At 64.2% G+C, this 20,459-nt stretch carries 17 protein-coding genes; 11 read left to right on the top strand and 6 right to left on the bottom strand.

All coding sequences use genetic code 11. From position 1 onward, the window contains the following. The first annotated feature begins 274 nt into the window (after positions 1-274). A complete protein-coding gene (locus tag CAG46_RS05810; RefSeq protein WP_085614180.1) occupies positions 275-1,162 on the top strand; it encodes an NAD(P)-dependent oxidoreductase in 888 nt (295 codons plus the stop codon). On the opposite strand, the gene CAG46_RS05805 is transcribed toward CAG46_RS05810, so the two are convergent. Next, positions 1,062-3,326, bottom strand: coding sequence for a bifunctional diguanylate cyclase/phosphodiesterase (locus CAG46_RS05805; RefSeq protein ID WP_085614179.1), 2,265 nt, complete (start codon positions 3,324-3,326; stop codon positions 1,062-1,064). The genes CAG46_RS05810 and CAG46_RS05805 overlap by 101 nt on opposite strands. 320 nt (positions 3,327-3,646) lie before the next feature. Next, positions 3,647-6,493: an RNA polymerase-associated protein RapA gene (gene rapA / locus CAG46_RS05800; protein ID WP_075046115.1), complete on the bottom strand. Its 2,847-nt coding sequence runs from the start codon at positions 6,491-6,493 to the stop codon at positions 3,647-3,649. 161 nt (positions 6,494-6,654) lie between these two features. Here rapA and CAG46_RS05795 point away from each other — a divergent pair, with 161 nt between their 5' ends. The 7 genes from CAG46_RS05795 to CAG46_RS05775 all read left to right on the top strand — a co-directional run bounded on the left by CAG46_RS05795 (position 6,655) and on the right by CAG46_RS05775 (position 11,571). Then, positions 6,655-7,350, top strand: coding sequence for a M949_RS01915 family surface polysaccharide biosynthesis protein (locus CAG46_RS05795; RefSeq protein ID WP_085614177.1), 696 nt, complete (start codon positions 6,655-6,657; stop codon positions 7,348-7,350). Between the two features lie 63 nt (positions 7,351-7,413). Beyond that, positions 7,414-7,743, top strand: coding sequence for an aspartate-semialdehyde dehydrogenase (locus CAG46_RS05790; protein WP_085590175.1), 330 nt, complete (start codon positions 7,414-7,416; stop codon positions 7,741-7,743). Between the two features lie 67 nt (positions 7,744-7,810). Next, a complete protein-coding gene (locus CAG46_RS28870; RefSeq protein ID WP_075046112.1) occupies positions 7,811-7,972 on the top strand; it encodes a hypothetical protein in 162 nt (53 codons plus the stop codon). Between the two features lie 135 nt (positions 7,973-8,107). Continuing rightward, positions 8,108-8,224 carry a cytochrome c oxidase subunit CcoM gene (gene ccoM, locus CAG46_RS29235; protein WP_025340347.1) on the top strand — a complete coding sequence of 39 codons (117 nt, stop codon included), beginning with the start codon at positions 8,108-8,110 and terminating at the stop codon, positions 8,222-8,224. 295 nt (positions 8,225-8,519) lie between these two features. Continuing rightward, positions 8,520-10,508 carry an FUSC family protein gene (locus CAG46_RS05785; protein ID WP_085614176.1) on the top strand — a complete coding sequence of 663 codons (1,989 nt, stop codon included), beginning with the start codon at positions 8,520-8,522 and terminating at the stop codon, positions 10,506-10,508. Beyond that, the gene (locus CAG46_RS05780) at positions 10,495-10,701 is read left to right on the top strand and encodes a DUF1656 domain-containing protein (protein WP_025340345.1); all 207 of its coding nucleotides are present in this window, start codon (positions 10,495-10,497) and stop codon (positions 10,699-10,701) included. The genes CAG46_RS05785 and CAG46_RS05780 overlap by 14 nt, the downstream gene beginning before the upstream one ends. A 12-nt stretch (positions 10,702-10,713) precedes the next feature. Then, complete coding sequence (locus CAG46_RS05775) at positions 10,714-11,571, top strand: HlyD family secretion protein (protein ID WP_085614175.1); 858 nt, start codon at positions 10,714-10,716, stop codon at positions 11,569-11,571. A gap of 202 nt (positions 11,572-11,773) precedes the next feature. On the opposite strand, the gene CAG46_RS05770 is transcribed toward CAG46_RS05775, so the two are convergent. Continuing rightward, the gene (locus CAG46_RS05770; RefSeq protein ID WP_085614174.1) at positions 11,774-12,532 is read right to left on the bottom strand and encodes an SDR family NAD(P)-dependent oxidoreductase; all 759 of its coding nucleotides are present in this window, start codon (positions 12,530-12,532) and stop codon (positions 11,774-11,776) included. 111 nt (positions 12,533-12,643) lie between these two features. Here CAG46_RS05770 and CAG46_RS05765 point away from each other — a divergent pair, with 111 nt between their 5' ends. Both CAG46_RS05765 and CAG46_RS05760 read left to right on the top strand, forming a co-directional pair. Further along, positions 12,644-13,552 (top strand): LysR family transcriptional regulator, encoded by a 909-nt coding sequence (locus CAG46_RS05765; RefSeq protein ID WP_085614173.1) that lies wholly within the window; start codon positions 12,644-12,646, stop codon positions 13,550-13,552. A gap of 122 nt (positions 13,553-13,674) precedes the next feature. Beyond that, complete coding sequence (locus tag CAG46_RS05760) at positions 13,675-14,010, top strand: DUF2025 family protein (protein ID WP_085614172.1); 336 nt, start codon at positions 13,675-13,677, stop codon at positions 14,008-14,010. 175 nt (positions 14,011-14,185) lie between these two features. On the opposite strand, the gene CAG46_RS05755 is transcribed toward CAG46_RS05760, so the two are convergent. Together CAG46_RS05755 and CAG46_RS05750 are read right to left on the bottom strand one after the other, a co-directional pair. Then, positions 14,186-16,771: an EAL domain-containing protein gene (locus CAG46_RS05755; RefSeq protein WP_085614171.1), complete on the bottom strand. Its 2,586-nt coding sequence runs from the start codon at positions 16,769-16,771 to the stop codon at positions 14,186-14,188. 51 nt (positions 16,772-16,822) lie between these two features. Next, complete coding sequence (locus tag CAG46_RS05750) at positions 16,823-17,896, bottom strand: diguanylate cyclase (RefSeq protein WP_085614372.1); 1,074 nt, start codon at positions 17,894-17,896, stop codon at positions 16,823-16,825. A 130-nt stretch (positions 17,897-18,026) separates the two neighbouring features. Between CAG46_RS05750 and CAG46_RS05745 the strand changes: the two genes are divergently transcribed. Next, positions 18,027-19,118, top strand: coding sequence for an MBL fold metallo-hydrolase (locus CAG46_RS05745; protein ID WP_085590165.1), 1,092 nt, complete (start codon positions 18,027-18,029; stop codon positions 19,116-19,118). Positions 19,119-19,121: 3 nt separating this feature from the next. On the opposite strand, the gene CAG46_RS05740 is transcribed toward CAG46_RS05745, so the two are convergent. Next, positions 19,122-20,018, bottom strand: a complete 897-nt coding sequence (locus CAG46_RS05740; protein WP_085614170.1) for a formate/nitrite transporter family protein — start codon at positions 20,016-20,018, stop codon at positions 19,122-19,124. Positions 20,019-20,459 lie beyond the last annotated feature (441 nt).

The raw sequence follows: 20,459 nt of genomic DNA, 5'->3' as shown, positions 1-20,459 counted from the left end.
GTTTTGGTGCTTGAGGGCGCTCAAGGCGGGTGGAGGGAAGTAACAATTCGGCGTGGCGGTAACAGTTTACGGGATGCGTAATGCCCCACCGTTCTGCCAGGCAACGCGAAACCTGTAGGAGCGGCCTTGTGTCGCGATGGGCTGCACAGCAGCCCCGGCATTTTTTGCATCGATGCGGAAATCTGGGGCTGCTGTGCAGCCCATCGCGACACAAGGCCGCTCCTACAGGTTCCTGGCCCGCATGGGTAATGTTCGAACCAGTCAGGAGTCATTGATGAGCACTGCACTACCTTCGCTTGGATTCGCCGGCATCGGCCTGATGGGCCTGCCCATGTGCCGCCGCCTGCTGGCAGCGGGTTACCCGCTGACCGTGTGGAACCGCAGCCCGGACAAGTGCGCTGCACTGGTCGCCGCCGGCGCGCGCCTGGCCAGCAGCCCTGCCGAACTGTGCCGCGACAGCGACATGCTACTGCTGTGCCTGGCCGACACGGCCGTGGTCCGCGAGGTGGTGTTCGGCGAGCAAGGCATCGCCCAGGGCGGGCGCAGCGGCCAGTTGCTGATCGATTTCTCCAGCCTGGAGCCAACCGCCACCCGTGAAATGGCCGCCGAACTGGCAGCGCTGTGCGGCATGGCCTGGTTGGACGCGCCAGTTTCCGGCGGCACGCCGGGGGCCGAAGCCGGCACTCTGGCGATCATGGTCGGTGGCGAGGCGGCCGACCTGGAGCGGGCGCGCCCGGTACTGCAGGTACTCGGCCAGCGGGTGACGCACATGGGGGCGGTGGGCGCAGGCCAGGTGACCAAGGCCTGCAACCAGATGATCGTGGCCTGCAATGCCCTGGTGATCGCCGAAGTGGTGGCCTTGGCTGAACAGTCCGGGGTCGATGCGACGCTGATCGCCGAAGCGCTGGCGGGCGGCTTTGCCGATTCCAAACCGTTGCAGATCCTCGCCCCGCAAATGGCCGAAAGCCGCTTCGAGCCGATCAAGTGGCACGTGCGCACGCTGCTCAAGGACCTCGATGGCGCGGTCAAGTTTTCCCGCGAGCAAGGCTCGGCGACGCCGCTCAGTGGCCTTGCCGCACAATTGATGCGCCTGCACGCAAGCCAGGGTTACCTGCAAAAAGATCCGGCGACCCTGGTTGAGCTGTATCGCAACAAGGGCTGAACACGCCGCCCTGGTGCTGCAGCCGCTCCAGCAGCGAGCGCAGTTCGGCCAGCGGCTCCGGGCGGCCCAGCAGGTAGCCCTGCAGGTAGTCGCAGCCGTGGGCTTCGAGAAACGCCAGCTGTTCGGCGGTTTCCACGCCCTCGCTGACCACCTGCAGATGCAGGGTATGCGCCATGACGATGATCGCCTGGACGATCTCGCGGTCCTTCTGGCTGCCCGGCACATCCTGCAGGAAGCTGCGGTCGATCTTCAGCACGTCCAGCGGCAGGCGCTTGAGGTAGGCCAGTGACGAGTAGCCGGTGCCGAAGTCATCGATCGAAAGCGCCACGCCCAGGGCGCGCACGCGCTTGAGCAGGTTGACCGTGCGCTGGATATCACCCATCAGGGCGTTCTCGGTCACTTCCAGTTCCAGCTGCCGGGGTGCGAGCCCGGCGTGGAACAGCGCCTTTTCCACTTCGTTGGGCAGTTCATCGTGGCTGAGGGTGACGGCCGAGCAATTGACCGTGACCTTGAGGTTGCCATGGCCGTGGCGCTGCAGGTAGGCCAGGTCGGCGCAAGCGTGGCGCAGCACCCACAGGTCGAGGTCGATGATCAGCCCGTTGGCTTCGGCGATGGCGACAAAACGATCGGGCCCGAGCAGGCCGTGTTGCGGGTGTCGCCAGCGCACCAGGGCCTCCAGTTTGGCCACTTGCCTGCTGCGCAGGTCGAAGATCGGCTGGTAGTGCACGCACAGCCCATGCTCCTCGAGCAGGGCCACCCGCAGTTCCTCTTCCAGTTGCAGGGCAATCGAGGCCTGAGTCTTCAGGCTGTCGTTGAAGAAGTTCAGGCTGTTGCGCCCGTTGCCCTTGGACTGGTACAGGGCGAGGTCTGCATGCTTGAGCAGCTCTTCGGCGGTGGTGCCGTCGTCGGGGAAGATGCTGATACCGATGCTGGTGGTCATGACCATGCGCCGGCCGCCCAGGTTGATGGGCTCTTTCATCCTCTGCATGATGCGCTGGGCCAGGTGGCGGGCTTCGTCGCGGTTGTTGAGGCTGGTGACCACGCAGAACTCGTCGCCGCCAAAGCGTGCGACCAGGTCGTGGTTGCGGGTGGCGGCCTTGATGTGGCTGGCGATCACCTTGAGCAGTTCGTCGCCGGCGTCGTGACCGAGGCTGTCGTTGATGCGCTTGAAATGGTCGATGTCGAGGAACATCACTGCCAGGTGGCTTTCCGTGGCCTGGTGTTCGGCCAGGCGTTCGGCGAACACCTGGTTGAAACCGCGGCGGTTGACCAGGCTGGTCAGGGCATCGTAGTGCGCGGCCTGCTGCAGCGACGCGCGGGCCTGGTCGAGCTGGCTGAGCAGCACGCTGACCCGGCGCAGGTCGTGCTCCTTGCTTTGCAGCTTCTTGTCGGCCAGCGCGGTACTGATGCTGGCAGCACTGATCAGCAGGGTGATGAAGCCGATGCCCAGCGCCAGTTGCAGGCTGTTGTCACCAGAGGGCAGGCGCAGGGCGGTGTCGGCCGGGATGACCAGGGTCATGGCCGACATCGCGGTGAAGTGGGTGGCGACGATACCGCCGGCCATCAGCAGGCTGGCGCCGTACTTCATGGCCTGGTGCAGGGTACCGCTGCCATGCCGGAAGTAGCGGGCCAGGTACAGCGCGGTCAGGCTGGTGAGCAGGGCAATGGTGGCCGAGGCCAGCAGCAGGCCGGACTGGTAGTACTGGCGGGCGCCGGTTTCCAGGGCGGCCATGCCTACGAAGTGCATCACGATGATACCCAGGCCGATCAGTACCGCACTTTGCAGGTAATGGTGTGTTTGCATCTGGCTGCGGTCGAGGCTGTGCATGGCCAGCCAGGCGACGGCCAGGGCGATGAGCAGCGAAAGGATGGTCAGGGACGCGTCGTAGTGCACTTCAACTGGCGCCTGGAAGGCCAGCATGCTGATGAAGTGCATGGCCCAGATGCCACCAGCAAGGCAGCAGGCGCCGAGCATGTTCCATTGTCGGTGGGCGGTGGGATCTTCGCTGTGGGATTGGCGCTCGGCCATGTCCAGAGTGGCGAAGCAGGCCGCACAGGCGACGAAGTAGGCGAGCAGAACCAGGAACGGTTCATGCCGGCAATCAATGACGATGCGCCCGGTTGCCGGCAGGTCGGCGAACAGTTGCAGCCCCAGCCATTCCATGGAATGCCTCATGATCGAGTTTTCACTCGTCTGCGCTACAACCCTGTGCAGACTGTCCAGAGGCAGTATAGGAAGAGGTGTTTAACCCTTCCTGACTAATGGCACATTGATTTCTACGATTTGGTTATGAACTTGATCGCAGCCTGGAATATGTACATGGGTTCTAAAAATTGGCCCCCCTGTGGGAGCGGCCTTGTGTCGCGAAAGGGCTGCAAAGCAGCCCCGGCAGTTTCAACTATTGCGCGTCAATCCTGGGGCCGCGTTGCGGCCCTTTCGCGACACAAGGCCGCTCCCACAAAGGCGGCGGTGTCTGACCTGTATTAGCCAGCCACCAGCACGCGAATGGCTTCCAGGCGCAGGGCGGCCTTTTCCAGCATCGCCAGGCCCTCTTCGCGCTGCTTGCGCAGCGCTTCGATCTCGCTGTCGCGCACGCTCGGGTTGACCGCTTGCAGCGCGACCAGACGAGCGAGTTCTTCGTCGGCTTCAGCTGTGAGGCGACGCTGGGCCTCGGCCACGCGCTCGACGTGGGCCGGCATGACCTTGGCCTCGCCACTGCTGATGCGCTGGGCAAGCACATCGCGCTGGGCCTGGACGAACTTGTTGGCGCTGGCGCGCGGCACGCTTTCCAGCTGGTCGTTGAGGGTTTCGAAGGCCACGCGGGACGCCAGGTCGTTGCCGTTGGCGTCGAGCAGGCAGCGCAATGCCGCCGGTGGCAGGTAACGGCCCAGTTGCAGGCTGCGCGGTGCCACCACCTCGCTGACGAACAGCAGTTCAAGCAGCACGGTGCCGGGTTTGAGCGCCTTGTTCTTGATCAGCGCCACAGCGGTGTTGCCCATCGAGCCGGACAGCACCAGGTCCATGCCGCCTTGCACCATCGGGTGCTCCCAGGTGAGGAACTGCATGTCCTCGCGCGACAGCGCCTGGCCACGGTCGTAGGTGATGGTCACGCCTTCGTCGTCGCCCAGCGGGAAGCTGGCGTCGAGCATCTTCTCGCTCGGCTTGAGGATCAGGGCGTTCTCGGAATGGTCTTCGCTGTCGATGCCGAAGGCGTCGAACAGGGTTTCCATGTAGATCGGCAGGGCGAACTGATCGTCCTGTTCGAGAATGTCCTCGACCAGCGCCTGGCCTTCGCCGGCACCGCCGGAGTTGAGCTCCAGCAGGCGGTCACGGCCGGTATGCAGTTCGGCTTCCAGGCGTTCGCGCTCGCTGCGGGCATCGGCCACCAGGGCTTCCCAGGCCTTGCTTTCGCCACCTTCGAGCAGCGGCAGCAGGCGCGGGCCGAACTGGTGCTGCAGGGCGTTGCCGGTAGGGCAGGTGTTGAGGAAGGCGTTGAGGCCTTCGTGGTACCACTGGAACAGGCGCTCTTGCGGGCTGTCCTGCAGGTACGGGATATGCAGCTGGATTGTGTGCTTCTGGCCGATACGGTCGAGGCGGCCGATGCGCTGTTCTAGCAGGTCGGGGTGCGCCGGCAGGTCGAACATCACCAGGTGGTGGGCAAACTGGAAGTTGCGGCCTTCGCTGCCGATCTCGGAGCAGATCAGCACCTGCGCGCCGAACTCTTCGTCGGCGAAGTAGGCGGCGGCGCGGTCGCGTTCGAGGATGCTCATGCCTTCATGGAACACCGAGGCCGGGATGCCGGAGCGCACGCGCAGGGCGTCTTCCAGGTCCATCGCGGTTTCGGCATGGGCGCAGATCACCAGCACCTTGGTGCGCTTGAGCATCTTCAGGGTGTCGATCAGCCAGTCGACACGCGGGTCGAAACGCCACCAGCGCTCGTCGTCGGCCACCTCGCCCTGGGCCTGGAAGGCGACTTCCGGGTATAGCTCGGCATGTTCGCCGGCTGGCAGGTCACGGTACTGCTCGGGTGTGGCCAGTGGGTAAGGGTGCAGCTGGCGCTCAGGGAAGCCCTGGATCGCCGCGCGGGTGTTACGGAACAGCACGCGGCCGGTGCCGTGGCGGTCGAGCAGCTCACGGATCAGGCGCGCGCTGGCCTGGGTATCGCCGTCGCTGACCGCGGCCAGCAGGGCTTCGCCTTCGGCACCCAGGAAGCCCTGGATGGTGGCGTGGGCCTTGGGCGACAGGCGGCCTTCGTCGAGCAGTTCCTGTACGGCTTCAGCCACCGGGCGATAGTGCTCGCTCTCGGCGCGGAAGGCGGCCAGGTCGTGGAAACGGTTGGGGTCGAGCAGGCGCAGGCGGGCGAAGTGGCTGTCCTGGCCGAGCTGCTCGGGGGTGGCCGTGAGCAGCAGCACGCCCGGGATCACCTGGGCCAGCTGTTCGACCAGGCCATATTCGGCGCTGACCTGGTCTTCGTGCCAGACCAGGTGGTGGGCTTCGTCCACCACCATCAGGTCCCAGCCGGCGGCGAACAGCGCGTCCTGGGCCTTTTCGTCGTCGACCAGCCACTCCAGGGCCACCAGCGCCAGCTGGGCATCCTCGAACGGGTTGCTGGCGTCGCTTTCGATGAAACGCTCGGCGTCGAACAGGGCCACCTGCAGGTTGAAGCGGCGGCGCATTTCCACCAGCCACTGGTGCTGGAGGTTTTCCGGTACCAGGATCAGAACGCGGCTGGCGCGGCCCGACAGCAGCTGGCGGTGGATCACCAGGCCGGCTTCGATGGTTTTGCCCAGGCCCACTTCGTCGGCCAGCAAGACGCGCGGCGCGCTGCGGTCGGCGACTTCGCGGGCGATGTGCAACTGGTGGGCGATGGGTTGGGCACGGCAGCCGCCCAGGCCCCACAGCGCCGACTGCATCTGCTTGCTGGTGTGCTGCAGGGTGTTGTAGCGCAGGCTGAACCACGACAGCGGGTCGATCTGCCCGGCGAACAGGCGGTCGCTGGCCAGGCGGAACTGGATGAAGTTCGACAACTGGGTTTCCGGCAGGGTGCGCGGCTGGTTCTGCCCGTCCAGGCCGTGGTAGACCATCAGCCCGTCGATGTCCTCGACCTCGCGCACGGTCAGCTTCCAGCCTTCGAAGTGGGTGATCTGGTCACCTGGCGAGAAGCGCACGCGGGTCAGCGGCGCATTGCGCAGGGAATACTGGCGGGTGTCGCCAGTGGCCGGGTAGAGCACGGTCAACAGGCGGCCATCCTGCGCCAGGATGGTACCCAGGCCGAGCTCGGCTTCGCTGTCGCTGATCCAGCGTTGCCCCGGTTGATACTGCTGCGCCATACTGCCTGAACTCCCGCGATGAAAAAGCCGGTTATGTTAACGGATCGGCCGGTCAGACCAAAGTGCCGAGCGCATCGAAAGGTGCCGAAGTGCGATAGGTAGCAACAGTCTAGCCGCTTCATCGCCCCCCACCGTGCTGCCGACGAGGGCCCCGGATCAACATGTCTGCCAAGCACCGCTGGATCAGCACTTCGATTGCCGTGGGCAGCCTGTTGCTGCTGGCCGCCTGCGAGCAGAAAAACTTCGAGACCTTGCCCGCCATCCCGATCGAGCAGCTCGAGGTACTGGGTGTGCAGACACCGATCAAGAGCGTGCACTTTCGTGACCGCGACGGTGAAGGCCTGCTGGTATTGAGCCGCAGCGATGGCCAGGCCAGCGACCCGGAAAGCGAGCAGGAAGTGGACAAGGTGGTACTCAAGGCCACGCTTTACGGGCGCACCGCCGAAAACGACGCGTTCAAGGCGCGCTGGCAGATCGAACAGGAAACCACCTGCCCGGGCCTGGACCTGGACGTGGACTTCTATAACGACGTAAGCGATGTCGGCGACCTGAACAAGGACGGCGTCGCCGAGGTGACGGTCGCCAGCCACGCCTTCTGCGGCGGTGGCATCGACCCGCACGACATCGCCATCGAGATGCGCGAAGGGCAGGCCAGCTACAGCATCACCGGCCAGTCGCTGATCACCCCGGCGGGTGAAGAGCCGATCGGCGGTGAGCGTGAGGACAGCGCTTCGCTCAAGGCCGCGCCGCAGGTGCTGCGCGAGCACATGGACGCGGTCTGGCAGCAGGTGTACAAGCGGCCCTGGAGCGAGGCCAGCCCGCCAAGCGACGACGACCCTGACGACGAAGCCGAATAAGTGTTGTGCCTGCCATCAAGATAATCCCGCGCCTGCCGATACAGGGGGCATAGGAGAACGTCCATGCTGCCACCGATCATTCCGCTCAGTGCCGCGCCGGTGACCTCGCAACAGGACCCGGTCAAGCCGACCCCCGACATCAAGCCGGTGGTGCCGACGCAGCCTGCATCCGGTGAAAGTGCCATCGATCTCAAGCACCAGCGTGACCCGCAGGAGCAGGCGCTGCTGCTGCGCGACGAGCAGCGCCGCCAGCAGCAACGCCGGCAGAAGGGCGACGACGAACGCTACAGTGCGATGCCGGGTGACGAGGTCAACGCCGACAACACCGTGCCGGTGGCGCCGTTGATGGGCGAGCATGTACGCCAGGGGCTGCTGGTGGACATCGAAGTCTGACATGGGGCTGGTCAGCGCCAGCGCCTGGCTTCATCATGCAAGTCTCAGTTGATCGTCGAGCCCACCCATGAGCCAAGACAACCTCATCGATTTCGATGCCGAACGCGCCAAGCGCGTCCACGACCTCAAGGAAAAGCGCCTGAACGAGATGCGCAATGCGTTCGAGCAGGCCCTGCCGTTGAACACCGCCAAGAAAAAGAAGCCCAAGGGCAAACCGAAGAAGCGCTGAAACTTGACGCAGGTCAACCCTGCCCCCGCCTCGCGTGCCCGGCCCCGGGCACCATTGACACCGATCAATTTTCCCCGCCCCCACATTGGTTAACTTGCACCCATCGGACAACGGCAAACGAATGGGGAGGCCAGCATGTTCTTCGACAACGTGGTTATCGCCGGAGTGGTAACGGTCGGGTTGATGGTCGTCTTCTTTGCCGGTCTGGGCATTTTCATCTGGAAGGACTCGAACAAGCGCAAGCCGCGCTGACCTTCCGGGTACACGAGCACGCAAGGCATTTAGGGCGACTTCGGTCGCCCATTTTTTTGCCTGCAATTTTTGTGTTGCCTGTACCGGCCTCTTCGCGGGTAAACCCGCTCCCACAATGACTTCACAGGATTCGGACTGTGCGCGGTCCCATGTGGGAGCGGCGTGCCCGCGAAGAGGGCAGCGCAGGAGAGCCTGTCCACAACAAAGATGATTAGCTAGCTAATTAATCGTTTCCGCTTTATCCTTTCCCCAATTGTCTATCTTTCTACAAGACCATCCCCGCAAGGTCCGTCTCGTGCCCATCACTCTCCAGGCCCTGTTCGCCCCCAGCAGCCTCGCCCTCAAGTTCGCCATCAAGACCCTGCTCGGTGGCGGCCTGGCGCTGTGGCTGGCGATGCGCTGGGGGCTGGAGCAACCGTCCTGGGCACTGATGACCGCTTTCATCGTCGCCCAGCCGTTGTCGGGCATGGTGGTGCAGAAGGGCCTGGCGCGGTTGGCCGGTACCTTGGTCGGCACGTTTGCGTCGGTGCTGTTCATTGGCCTGTTTGCCCAGACCCCATGGCTGTTCCTGCTCACCTTGGCCCTGTGGCTGGCCCTGTGCACCGCCGCCTCCACCCAACTGCGCAGCGCCTGGGCCTATGCCTTCGTGCTGGCAGGCTACACCGCGGCGATCATTGCCCTGCCGGCCATCGACCACCCGTTGCAGGTGTTCGACCAGGCCGTGGCGCGCTGCACCGAGATCTGCCTGGGTATCTTCTGTGCCACCGCCAGCAGTGCCTTGCTCTGGCCCATGCGGGTAGAGCAGCAACTGGGCGGGCAGGCCCGCCAGGCCTGGCAGAACGGCCTGCAGGCCGCCAGTGCCATGCTGGGCGGCGAAGACGAGGCGCGCAAAGGCCTGCTGGAAAGCCTGGGGCGTATCGTTGCCATCGACAGCCAACGCGAACACGCCTGGTTCGAAGGCAACCGCGGGCGCCAGCGCGCTCGTGCCATTCGTGGCCTGAGCCAGAAACTGATGGTGCTGTTGCGCATTTCCCGTTCGGTGCGCCGGCAGTGGCGGCAACTTGATGAGCGCGAGGCCGAACGCCTGGCGCCCTGGCTGGAGGAGGTGCGCGCACTGCTGGGCAAGCCCGACCAGCCGAGCCTGTTGTTCCTGCGCCAGCGCATCTGGGATGCTGCCCACGATGAACAGATCAGCCCGGCGGAGCACTTCTGCCTGGCGCGCATGGCGCTGCTGATGGATTACTCCATGGCTGCCAGTCAGGCGCTGGACGATGTGGAGGCGGGCAGGGCGCCCAAAGATGTGTCCCAAGGCCTGGCCGCGCACCGCGACTGGTCGCTGGCTTTGCTGTTCGGCTCACGCAGTGCGCTGGCCTTTCTGGTAATGAGTGGCTTCTGGCTGGCCACCGCCTGGCCTTCGGCACCAGGTGGCCTGGTGCTGACCTGCGTGGTCTGCAGCCTGTTCGCCAGCCGCGAGAACGGCGCGCAGATCGGCCTGAGCTTCTTGCGTGGGATTTTCCTGGCGATACCTGCGGCGTTTCTGGTCGGGCAGATTCTGCTGCCGCAATGGAGCAGCTTCGCCATGCTCTGCCTGGGCATGGGCGTGCCGCTGTTTCTTGGTGCGCTGGGCATGGCTCACCCGCGGACCGGGGCCACGGCCACCTCCTATTGCCTGCATTTCATCGTGCTGGTGTCGCCGCTCAACGCCATGCAGTTCGGCGTGGCCACCATGCTCAACAGTGCCTTGGCCATGCTGGTGGGTGTATCGGCGGCGGTGATGGCCTTCCGTTTGTTGGTGTTCCGCCACCCGGCCTGGCTGGGCCGGCGCCTGCGTGCGGCGACCCAGAACGACCTGGTGCGCCTGACCCGGCGCGACCTGCGCGGGGCCGACAGCTGGTTTGGCGGGCGCATGGCCGACCGCTTGATGCAACTGGCGCGGCATGCCGGCGAACTGCCCGAGAGCGAACGCAAGCGCTGGGACGACGGCCTGCACGGCCTGGATATCGGCGACGAACTGGTGCACCTGCGCATGTGCCTGGCGGTTGCCCAGGCCCCGTTGGGGCGGGCCGAGCGCGAATACCTGCAGCAGGTAGAGGCCGTGCTGGCCAAGGGGCCGGCGCCCGGGCGCGGTCAGCGCCTGGATGCCGCCAGCGAACAGTTCATTGGCGCCTTGCGCCGTCTACCCTCAAGCGATCCGCTGCGGTTGGCCGAAGGGGCGGTGCTGCAACTGCAGAAAAGCTGGGGCAAGTGGTGCCGCTGGCAGGAGGAAGCCCATGGGGTTGCGTGAGTGGGAAGTGGGCGGCGTGCTGTTCAGCCCCTTCCTTGTTTATGTGTTGCTGGCGCTGGTGCTTACCGGGTTGTTGCGTCTGGTGGTGCAGGCCACGCCGTTGGGGCGCTGGATCTGGCATGAAGCGCTGTTCGACGCGGCGTTGTTCGTTTGTGTGCTGTTCCTGGTGGTGCGACTGCTGGGAGCTTTATAAAGGAGTGTTTCGATGCGTGCGGCCGTACGTACCCTGGTCACCTTGTGTGTGGTGGCCCTTGCCGTGTTCGCCGGCTATCAGCTGTGGCAGTACTACATGCTCACCCCCTGGACCCGCGATGCCCGTGTGCGCGCCGATGTGGTGGTGATCGCCCCTGATGTGTCCGGCTGGGTGCGCGAGCTGAAGGCCCGTGACAACCAGCAGGTCAAGGCCGGCGACCTGCTGATGAGCATCGACCGCGAACGCTTCCAGGCGGCCTTCGACCAGGCCAGCGCGGTGACCGAGACCCGCACCCAGCAACTGCGCCTGCGCGAGCGTGAAGCGGCCCGGCGTACCGCCCTTGGGCCGGAGGCGATCAGTGCCGAATTGCGGGAAAACGCCCAGATCAATGCGGCCATCGCCCGTGGTGAGCTGCATGAGGCCGAGGCACAGTTGCAGGTTGCCAGAATCAACCTGGCGCGCAGTGAAGTGCGGGCACCGCGCAGCGGGCATATCACCAACCTGCGCCTGGCCGAGGGCAACTATGTGAACACCGGGGAATCGGTGATGGCCCTGGTGGACGATTCAACCTTCTATATCCAGGCCTACTTCGAGGAAACCAAGCTGCCGCGCATTCGTGTGGGGGATGCGGTGAAGGTCTGGCTGATGGGCGCAGGCGAGCCGATGCAAGGGCATGTAGAGAGCATCAGCCGTGGTATCACCGACCGCAACAGCAACCCCGACAGCCAGTTGCTGCCGGAGGTTGAACCGACCTTCAACTGGGTGCGCCTGGCGCAGCGGATACCGGTGAGGATCCGCCTGGACCAGGTGCCGGAGGGGGTGACCCTGAGTGCGGGGATGACGGCCAGTGTGCAGGTGCATGAGCAATGAGGCAGGTGGCTACTCTGTGGCCCGATCGCTGGCAACCCAGGCTCATGCGGTGGTGGGAGCAACTGTCCTGTGTTGTCTGTCCTGGCCTCATCGCCGGCAAGCCAGCTCCCACAGGTACTGCACAATGCTTGAGGTCGATGCAGTCGAGGTGGGAGCTGGCTTGCCGGCGATGGGCCGCAAAGCGGCCCCAGAAAACCTGACCTCAGAGGAACATCCCGCCTGAAACCTCCAGCCGTTGCCCGTTGATCCAGCCATTGCCATCTTCCAGCAACAGCGCAATCGCTGCCCCGATATCATCCGGCAAGCCCACCCGCCCCAGCGCCGTGTTGCCGGCAATGTATTCATTCACCTGGCGGTTATCCCGCACCACGCCGCCGCCAAAGTCCGTCTCGATCGCCCCCGGTGCCAGAATGTTCACGCGAATACCACGCGCGCCCAGTTCCTTGGCCTGGTAGCGGGTCAGCACCTCCATCGCCCCCTTCATCGCGGCATAGGCGGCATACCCCGGCAGCGCAAAGCGCGCCAGCCCAGTGGAAATGTTGACGATGCGGCCATTGTCGACCAGCAGCGGCAGCAGGCGCTGGGTGAGGAAGAACGGTCCTTTCAGCTGGATGTTCAGCAACTGGTCGAACTGCGCCTCGCTGGTTTCGGTGTATGGCACGTTCAAGCCAATCCCGGCATTGTTCACCAGAAAGTCGAAATGCTCGCGACCGAAGTGTTGCTGCAAGGTTGCCCCCAGGCGTTCGGCGAAGCCGGCAAAGCTGGCGCTGTCGCTGACGTCCAGTTGCAACATGGCGGCCTTGACCCCGGCCTGCTCCAGCCGCACGGCCACGGCCTGGGCTTCCTCGGCCTTGCTGTGGTAAGTGCCGATGACATCAATGCCGCGTGCGGCCAGGTGTTCGGCGGTGTTGCGGCCCAGGCCGCGGCTGGCGCCAGTGATCAGGGCAATCTTGCGGGTCATGGTGAAAACCTCATGGTGGGCTGATGAGCACAGGTTATTGGTCGGTGTTGTGCTGTTAAATCCAGCAAATATGGAAATACTGTTCGGTAAAACCGGATAGACGAGGTTCAAGTGAACAAGCTGGAGTTGTTGCGCACCTTTGTGCGGGTGAGCGAGGTCAGCAGTTTCACCCTGGCTGCCGAGAGCCTGGGGCTGCCCCGTTCGACCGTGTCGGAGCAGGTCAGGGCGCTGGAGCGTTTGCTGGGTACGCAGCTGTTCAACCGCACCACCCGCCGGGTGCAGGCAACCCAGGATGGCGCCTTGCTGTACGAGCGCAGCAAGGACCTGCTGTCGGGCATGGACGAGATCGAGAGCCTGTTCTGCGCCGACGACGCCGAGCTGGCCGGGCGCCTGCGGGTCGACCTGCCGACCATGATGGCCCGCCGGGTCATCATCCCGGCGCTGCCGCAGTTTCTGCAGCGCTTCCCGCGCCTGGAGGTGGAGCTCAGTTGCACCGACCGCCAGGTCGACCTGCTGCGTGAAGGCTTCGATTGTGTGATGCGCATTGGTGCCCTGCATGACCTGGACGTGGTGGCGCGCCCGGTCGGGCAACTGAGCATGCGCAACTGTGCCAGCCCTGCCTACCTGGCCCGCCGTGGCGTGCCGCGCACGCTGCAGGACCTGGCCGAGCACCACCTGGTGCATTACGTGCGCACCCTTGGGGGGCGCAGTGCCGGTTTCGAATACCTGCAGGGCGGTGAACTGCACTTCCAGGCCATGGCCGGAGTGGTCACGGTCAACAATGCCGAGGCCTACTCGGCGGCCTGCCTGGCCGGGCTGGGGTTGATCCAGGTGCCGGCGGTGGGCGTGGCCGAGCACCTGCAGCGCGGTGAGCTGGTTTCGGTACTGGAAGGCTGGCAGGCCCCGGCCATGCCCGTGTCACTGCTGTATGCCCGGCAACGGCACGTGCCACGCCGGGTGCAGGCCTTCATGCAGTGGCTGGGCGAGGTGCTGCATTCGCAGGTTGACGGTGGCCGCTGATTGATGAAAAGCGTGGCGCCTGTGCGACGGCCTGCGTTAGGCTGCCAGTCACGAGTTGCCCGGCAGAGGCAACCACCCCCGCCTGGCGTGCGTATCTTCCGATTTCATTGCGAGGTTACGTCATGGCCATCACTTCCCAGGACATCTGCAACGCTGCCGACCAGCTCAAGGGCTTCGTCGGTTTTCATGGCAAGCGCGGTGTGCACATCGTGCGTTTTTCCGAAGATTCGTTCGGCATGGACGTGGCCGACGCCAGCATCACGCCCTGCAACGAGTTTGTCTGGCGGCCCGAGCAAGGGCAGCGCATGGCCCTGTGCCGCGAACGGCTGGCGCTGTTGCTGGAGCAGCATGTGGATGACCGTTTGAACATCGGTGAACCGCTGCGCACCTACCTGCGCCGGCGCGACCTGCCGGAAATCGTGGCTGAGCGCAGCTTGCAGCGGGATTCCGCTCTGTAATAGCGGAGTAACTGCCTCGCTCGAATACCGAAAACCTGCACCATCACTGTGGGAGCGGGTTCACCCGCGAACACCGGCGAAGCCGGTGCCATATACCGCGTCGCATTCTTCGCGGGTGAACCCGCTCCCACAGGGGGCAAGTATCAAACCTGGACAAGACAGTGACCTCCACACGCTACAGGTAGGGCGCCGAACGCTGGGATGCCTGCTGCAACAACGCTTCGAGCCCCGCACTGTCCAGCGGCCTGCTCAGGTAATAGCCCTGCACTTCATGGCAACGGTCCTTCTGCAATGCCCTGAGCTGCTGCTCGCTTTCCACCCCTTCGGCCGTCACCGTCAGCCCCATCGCTTCGCCCAGGTTGATGATGGCCTGGACCACGGCGCGGTCGCTGCCGGCGGTGTTGTTCAGCCCGCCGATGAAGCGTTTGTCGATCTTGATGCTGTCGAACGGGTAGGTGCGCAGGTAGCCCAACGACGAGTAGCCGGTGCCGAAGTCGTCCATGTTCAGGCGCACCCCCAGCTCCTTGAGCGACAGCATGGTGCCCAGCGCGCCTTCGATGTCATTGAGCATCACGTTCTCGGTAATTTCCAGCTCCAGGCGCTGGGCAGGGAAGGCGGTTTCCAGCAGGATCTCGCGTACATCGGCCACCACATCGCTGCGCAGGAACTGCGCCGGTGACAGGTTCACGGAAACCAGTACATCGGCGGGCCAGTCATGGGCGGTGCGGCAGGCTTCGCGCAGCACCCAGCGGCCCAGCGCAACAATGATGTCACTCTGTTCGGCCAACGGAATGAAGGTGTCCGGCCCCAGCAACCCCTCCTGCGGGTGCTGCCAGCGCAGCAAAGCCTCGACCGCGACGATGCGCAGGTCGCTGAGGCGATAGCGCGGCTGGTAGTGCAGCTCGAATTCCTGGTTGCGCAGGGCCCGCCGCATGTCGTTCTCCAGTTGGCGGCGGTACTGGATCTGCTGGTTCATTTCGGCAGCGAAATAGCGCCAGGTGCACTTGCCGTCGGCCTTGGCCTGGTACAGGGCGATATCGGCGCAGCGGATCAGCTCGCCGGCATCGAAGCCCTGGGTACGGGTCTGGGCGACACCGATACTGGCGCCAACGTGCAGGGGCTGGTTATCGAAGATGATCGGTTGTTGCAGCAGGCTGATCAGGCGCGCACAGAAGCGGTCGATCTCGCTGCGGTTGTCCATGCCGCCGAGCACCAGGAGGAACTCGTCGCCGCCCAGGCGCGCGACCAGGTCGCCATCGCGGGTGCTGTCGCGCAGGCGTGTTGCTACCTCCTGCAGCACGGCGTCACCGGCGGCATGGCCGAGGGAGTCGTTGATCGGCTTGAAGTTGTCCAGGTCCAGCAGCAGCAAGGTCAGTGGCGGCGAATCACTGCCGCGCAACAAGGCCTGCTCGAGGTGCCGGGCGAGCTTGTTGCGGTTGGCCAGCCCGGTCAGCGGGTCGTGCAGCGACAGGTGCTGGATGCGCGCATGAGCGTCGACTTCGTCGGTGATGTCGCTGGCGGTGCCGCGAAAACCGACGGGCTTGCCGTCGTACCAGATGGCGCGGGCCGATATCCGGCAGTAGCGGTTCTGGCCATTCTGGTCGCGGTAGGTGCAGCGCAGGTTGGCCAGTTGTTGCGGGTCGGCCGCGGCCAGGGCATCCAGCCACGGCGAGAGCGGCGTGGTATCGCAGGCCAGCAACTGATTGAGCGGGTGGCCGAGCCAGTCGTCCACCGGGTAGCCGGTGACATTGACGAAGCGTTGCGAAAGGTAGGTCAGGCGTTGTTGCCGATCGGTTTCCCAGATCCAGTCGGAGGCCGACTCGGCCACCGCGCGAAAACGCTGCTCGCTGGCCTCCAGGGCCTGGTTGCTCTGCTGCAGATCGGCGAGCGTGAGGTCGATCGCCCGCGAACTGCGCAAGGCATGGCGGAACAGGTACAGCATGACCAGGCCGAGTATCAGCAAGGCACCCGCCAGCGGCGGCAACACCGCACGCAGCAACTGGTGTCCTGGCAGCGGGCTGCTCCAGGACAGGTGGTAGCCGGTATCGCCGAGGTCGATGCGCAGGTGGCCATGCTCCCGCACATCATCGTTTTCCACATGCATGCCGGTCAGGCCGGCACCGCTGCTCAGCTGTGCCAGCTTTTCCTCGGTGAGCTGGTCGACGAACAGCATCACCGGCGCCTGGCGCACCTCGCTATCGGTAACATCCCGGTCCGGGCGCACCGCCGCGGCACTGAGCACTGCCGGCCAACCGTTGAACAGGACGAAACGGGTGATCTGTTCACGTGGGATGGCCGCCGCCCGAGCCTGGTCGATGATTGGCTGCAGCGCTGCATCAATATAGGTATTGGCCGCTGCCTGGGTAGGCTGGCCTTTGAACAAACCGTAGGTGGTGCGAGCGTCCTCCACCACGAACACCCCTTCATAGCCGCTGGCGCTGTACAGCGACTCGCCCACGTTCTTTTCTTCGTAGGCCCATTTCCAGTCGGCCTGGCCCGCCAGGTGTTCGAAGGCAGCATCCCACACGGCATAGCTGGACAGGAACTGGCGCGAGGCGAGCAGCCGTTGCTCCAGCGCCTTGGTTGCCTGCGAGGCACTGCGCTGGCGTTCCTGATGGTCAAGAGTACCCGCGATATTGAACAGGGCGCCGAGGATGATCAGGCAGGCCAGACCGAAAACTGCGCTGAAGCCGGCAATCAGGCGACGCACCTGGAAGCGGGGTGTGGGGCTGGCGGGTGGAAGGTTGGCGGTCCTGGCCATGCGCGAGCGGCTCCTTCAGGCAGCCTCCCGCCAGTTGGTCAGGAAGGAGGTTCAATCAGGATAGGCCAGCCTGAGCGCCGCAGCGTCTCTGTGGGCAAAATTGACCTGGTCGCGTCCGGCATGCTTGGCGGTGTACAGCGCTTTGTCCGCCTGTTCGAGCCAGTGTTCGGGTGACTCCAGGTCGGCCTCGAATGCCGAAAGGCCGATGCTCAGGCTGATGCGCAGGTGCGGCAACTGCGGGTTACGGTAGCTGGCGACCTGCTCGCGCAGGCGCTCCATGGCCTGGCAGGCTTGGGCCTCGCTGGTGTCCGGCAGGATCACGCAGAATTCGTCACCACCGTAACGCCCGGCCTGGTCGCCTTCGCGCAGATTGCGCCGCAGCTCGGCGCCGAGCTGGCGCAGCACACAGTCGCCGACCACGTGGCCGAAGGTGTCGTTGATGGTCTTGAAGTGGTCGATGTCGATCAGGGCAATCACCGCGTGCCCCTGTTGCTGCTGGCAAGCCTGGAACTTCAGCAGCAGCAGGTCTTTCCAGGCGCCGTGGTTGAGCAGACCGGTCAGGCTGTCGGTAAGGCTCAGGGTGCTCAGCCGGCGCTTGTGGTCGGCCAGCGTGATCGCCAACTGGTAGCAGACCCAACCCAGCGCCAGCGGGTAGAGGGTCAACATCGGCAGGCAGGCATAGACCTGCAGGGGCGTCGCATTCAGTTGCAGGCCGGGGCCCAGCAGCAGGATGGCGACGAGCATGCCCGCCAGCTGGGCCAGCACCCCGCGAACGACCATGCGCTTGCCGCCGGCGGCGACGTTGTTCATGGTCATCATCGACAGCACGGTCACGCTGGGCAATGGATTGAAATGCATGGCGGCGGTCCAGAACCCACCCATCAGGGAGTCCAGCACCAGGTTGCGCTGTTCTGCCTGGTAGGGCATGGCCGAACGGGCGGCCCACAGGTAGGCCACATGCGGCCACAGCAGGCCGTTGAACAGTAACAGCAGCCATGCCCAGGTGGGCGGTGACAGCGGCGCCATGGCGGCCATGACGCTGAACAGACCGATCCCCAGGCCGATGACCCGCGGCAGGTAGATGCGTTTGGCGAATGAAAGGCCTTTGCCGCTGCGTTTATCCATCTTGGTCATCGTTCTTCTGCTGAAGCACCGTTTATCGCATAACTCGCATGAATATTGTTGAACAGTGTTTCATCGACGAAAAATGACCTTACAAGCCAATTCACGGTTGATCCGATCACTGTGGGGTAACATGAAGGCTTTCCTGTTGCTCGGAGTGTTGCTGATGGTCCCTTTGGCCAACCCTGCCGGCGAGCCGGCGCCTCAGCGGGAAGGGCGCTTTCACAATCAGGCGTCGTTGCCACAGGATGGCGTATTGAAGAAGCTGCGCATCGGGCTCAAGTACCTGTTCCTGCGCAAACCGCCGGAAACCCGGCCGGCCACACCGGTCAGCCTCCAGCCCATGACCCGCCAGCAGGTGCTCGATGCGCCCGACCGCAGCCTTTGGCGCCTGGGCCATTCCACGGTACTGCTCAAGCTGCGCGGGCGCTTCTTTATTACCGACCCGGTATTCGCCGAGCGCGCCTCGCCGGTGCAGTGGGCCGGCCCACTGCGCTTCCATGCGCCGCCCCTGGCGCTGGACCAGTTGCCGCCGTTGGCTGCGGTGGTACTGTCCCACGATCACTTCGATCATCTTGACGAACAGGCGATTCGCCAACTTGCACCGCGCACCAGTGTGTTCCTGGCGCCGCTTGGCGTAGGCAACCTGCTGATGACCTGGGGCGTAGCACCGGCAAAGGTGCGGCAGCTGGACTGGTGGCAGGAAAGCGAGGTCGAGGGTGTGCGCTTTGTCGCCACCCCGGCTCAGCACTTTTCCGGGCGTGGGCTGCTGGACAGCAACCGGACCTTGTGGGCGTCGTGGGTGATCGTCGACGAGGATGTGCGGGTATTCTTCAGTGGCGATACCGGCTACTTCGATGGGTTCAAGCAGATTGGCGAGCGCTTCGGGCCGTTCGACCTGACCCTGATCGAGACCGGGGCCTACAACGTCGCCTGGCCCGATGTGCACATGCAGCCGGAGCAGAGCCTGCAGGCCCATCTGGATCTACGCGGGCGCTGGCTGTTGCCGATTCACAACGGCACCTTCGACCTGTCCATGCATGGCTGGCAGGAGCCGTTCGAGCGCATCCTGGCGTTGGCCAACCAGGCACAGGTGCGCCTGAGCACGCCGCAGATGGGGGAGCGGGTCAGCCTCGACTCTCCGCACGCCGGGCAGAACTGGTGGCAGCCGCGGCCTGTGCGTCAGCGCGGCCAGGCGAACGAGCGCGTGGTGGCGGCACGCTGAAGTTCATTTGTTGCCGTTGTTGCGGCGCGGGGAGGGTGGCCGGTCCTCTTTCAGTAGCCGTGAGGGCGGTTTGCCGCTGTCGCTGCGCACCTGTGCATGGCTGATCAAGCCGAAGATGAAGCTGCCGCCGATGATGTTGCCCGACAGTGTCGGCAGCGCGAACTCCAGCCAGAAGCTGCTCCAGGTTTCATCGCCGGCCCAGACCAGATAGGACACCTCGATCGAGCCGACCACGATATGGGTGAAGTCGCCCAGGGCCATCAGGTAGGTGATCATCAGGATGATCCAGATCTTGGCGTGTTCCATCGACGGGATCATCCAGACCATCGTGGCGATCATCCACCCCGATACGATGCCTTTGGCGAACATCTGGCTGATATCGTTCTTCATGACCTTGCGGCCCACCTCCAGGAAGGCCACGTCGGTCTTGCTGTCGAAGATCGGCAGTTCCAGCATTACCCAGGCCACCAGCAAGGTGCCGGCGAGGTTGCCAAGCAGTACAACGCTCCAAAGGCGCAGCAGGCGCCCGAAGTTGGCCAGGGTGGGGGCGGTCATTACCGGCAACACGGCGGTCAGGGTGTTTTCGGTGAACAACTGCTGACGCGCCAGAATCACTGCAAGGAAGCCTGCGCTGTAGCCGATGCTGGCGATTACCTGGGCGCTGTCCCCCTCTGGCAGGCGGGCATAGAACAGGCCCATGGCCATGAGCGACAGCCCCATGGACAAGCCTGCGGCCAGTGCCGACCACCATAGTGCGGCGAGTGTACGTTCCAGTTCCTGGTCGCCCTGGTAACGAATGATCTCGTGCAGTACTGCCGCGCGGGGCGGCTGGCTAAGGCTGACTTCCTGCTCCTCGTCTGCCGACAGGCCCGGGGTTTTCTCGCTTTGCGCATCGCTCATGGCCGCTACGCTCCGTGGGGGTGTTTCTCTACAGATTCGCGGCGCTTTCATTAGTTGCCGGCGAGGAGACAAACGCCGGCAGAAAGTTTTTTCAGATCAAGGTGTTGACTCTGATTTCAAAGCGCGTATTATTCGCCTCCTCGCAGCGATGAACGCTTCGAGGCAAGCGGTAAGTTGTTGAGGTTGAAGGGTTTCGAAAGAAACCGGTTGTAAAAAACTTCAAAATAAACGCTTGACAGCAAATGAGGAAAGCGTAGAATGCGCGCCTCGGTTGAGACGAAAGGCTCTTAACCAAACGCTCTTTAACAAATCGAATCAAGCAATTCGTGTGGGTGCTTGTGAGTACGGACTGATAGTCACAAAGATTATCAGCATCACAAGTGGCCATGCGAGAAATCACATAGTCATTTGAGATTGCTGAGCCAAGTTTAGGGTTTCTTA

The sequence above is a fragment of the Pseudomonas sp. B23(2017) genome (assembly GCF_002113725.1).
GTDB lineage: Bacteria > Pseudomonadota > Gammaproteobacteria > Pseudomonadales > Pseudomonadaceae > Aquipseudomonas > Aquipseudomonas putida_Z.
The sequence above is the reverse complement of the archived record's forward strand: the minus strand, read 5'-3'. Positions and strand labels throughout refer to the sequence as shown.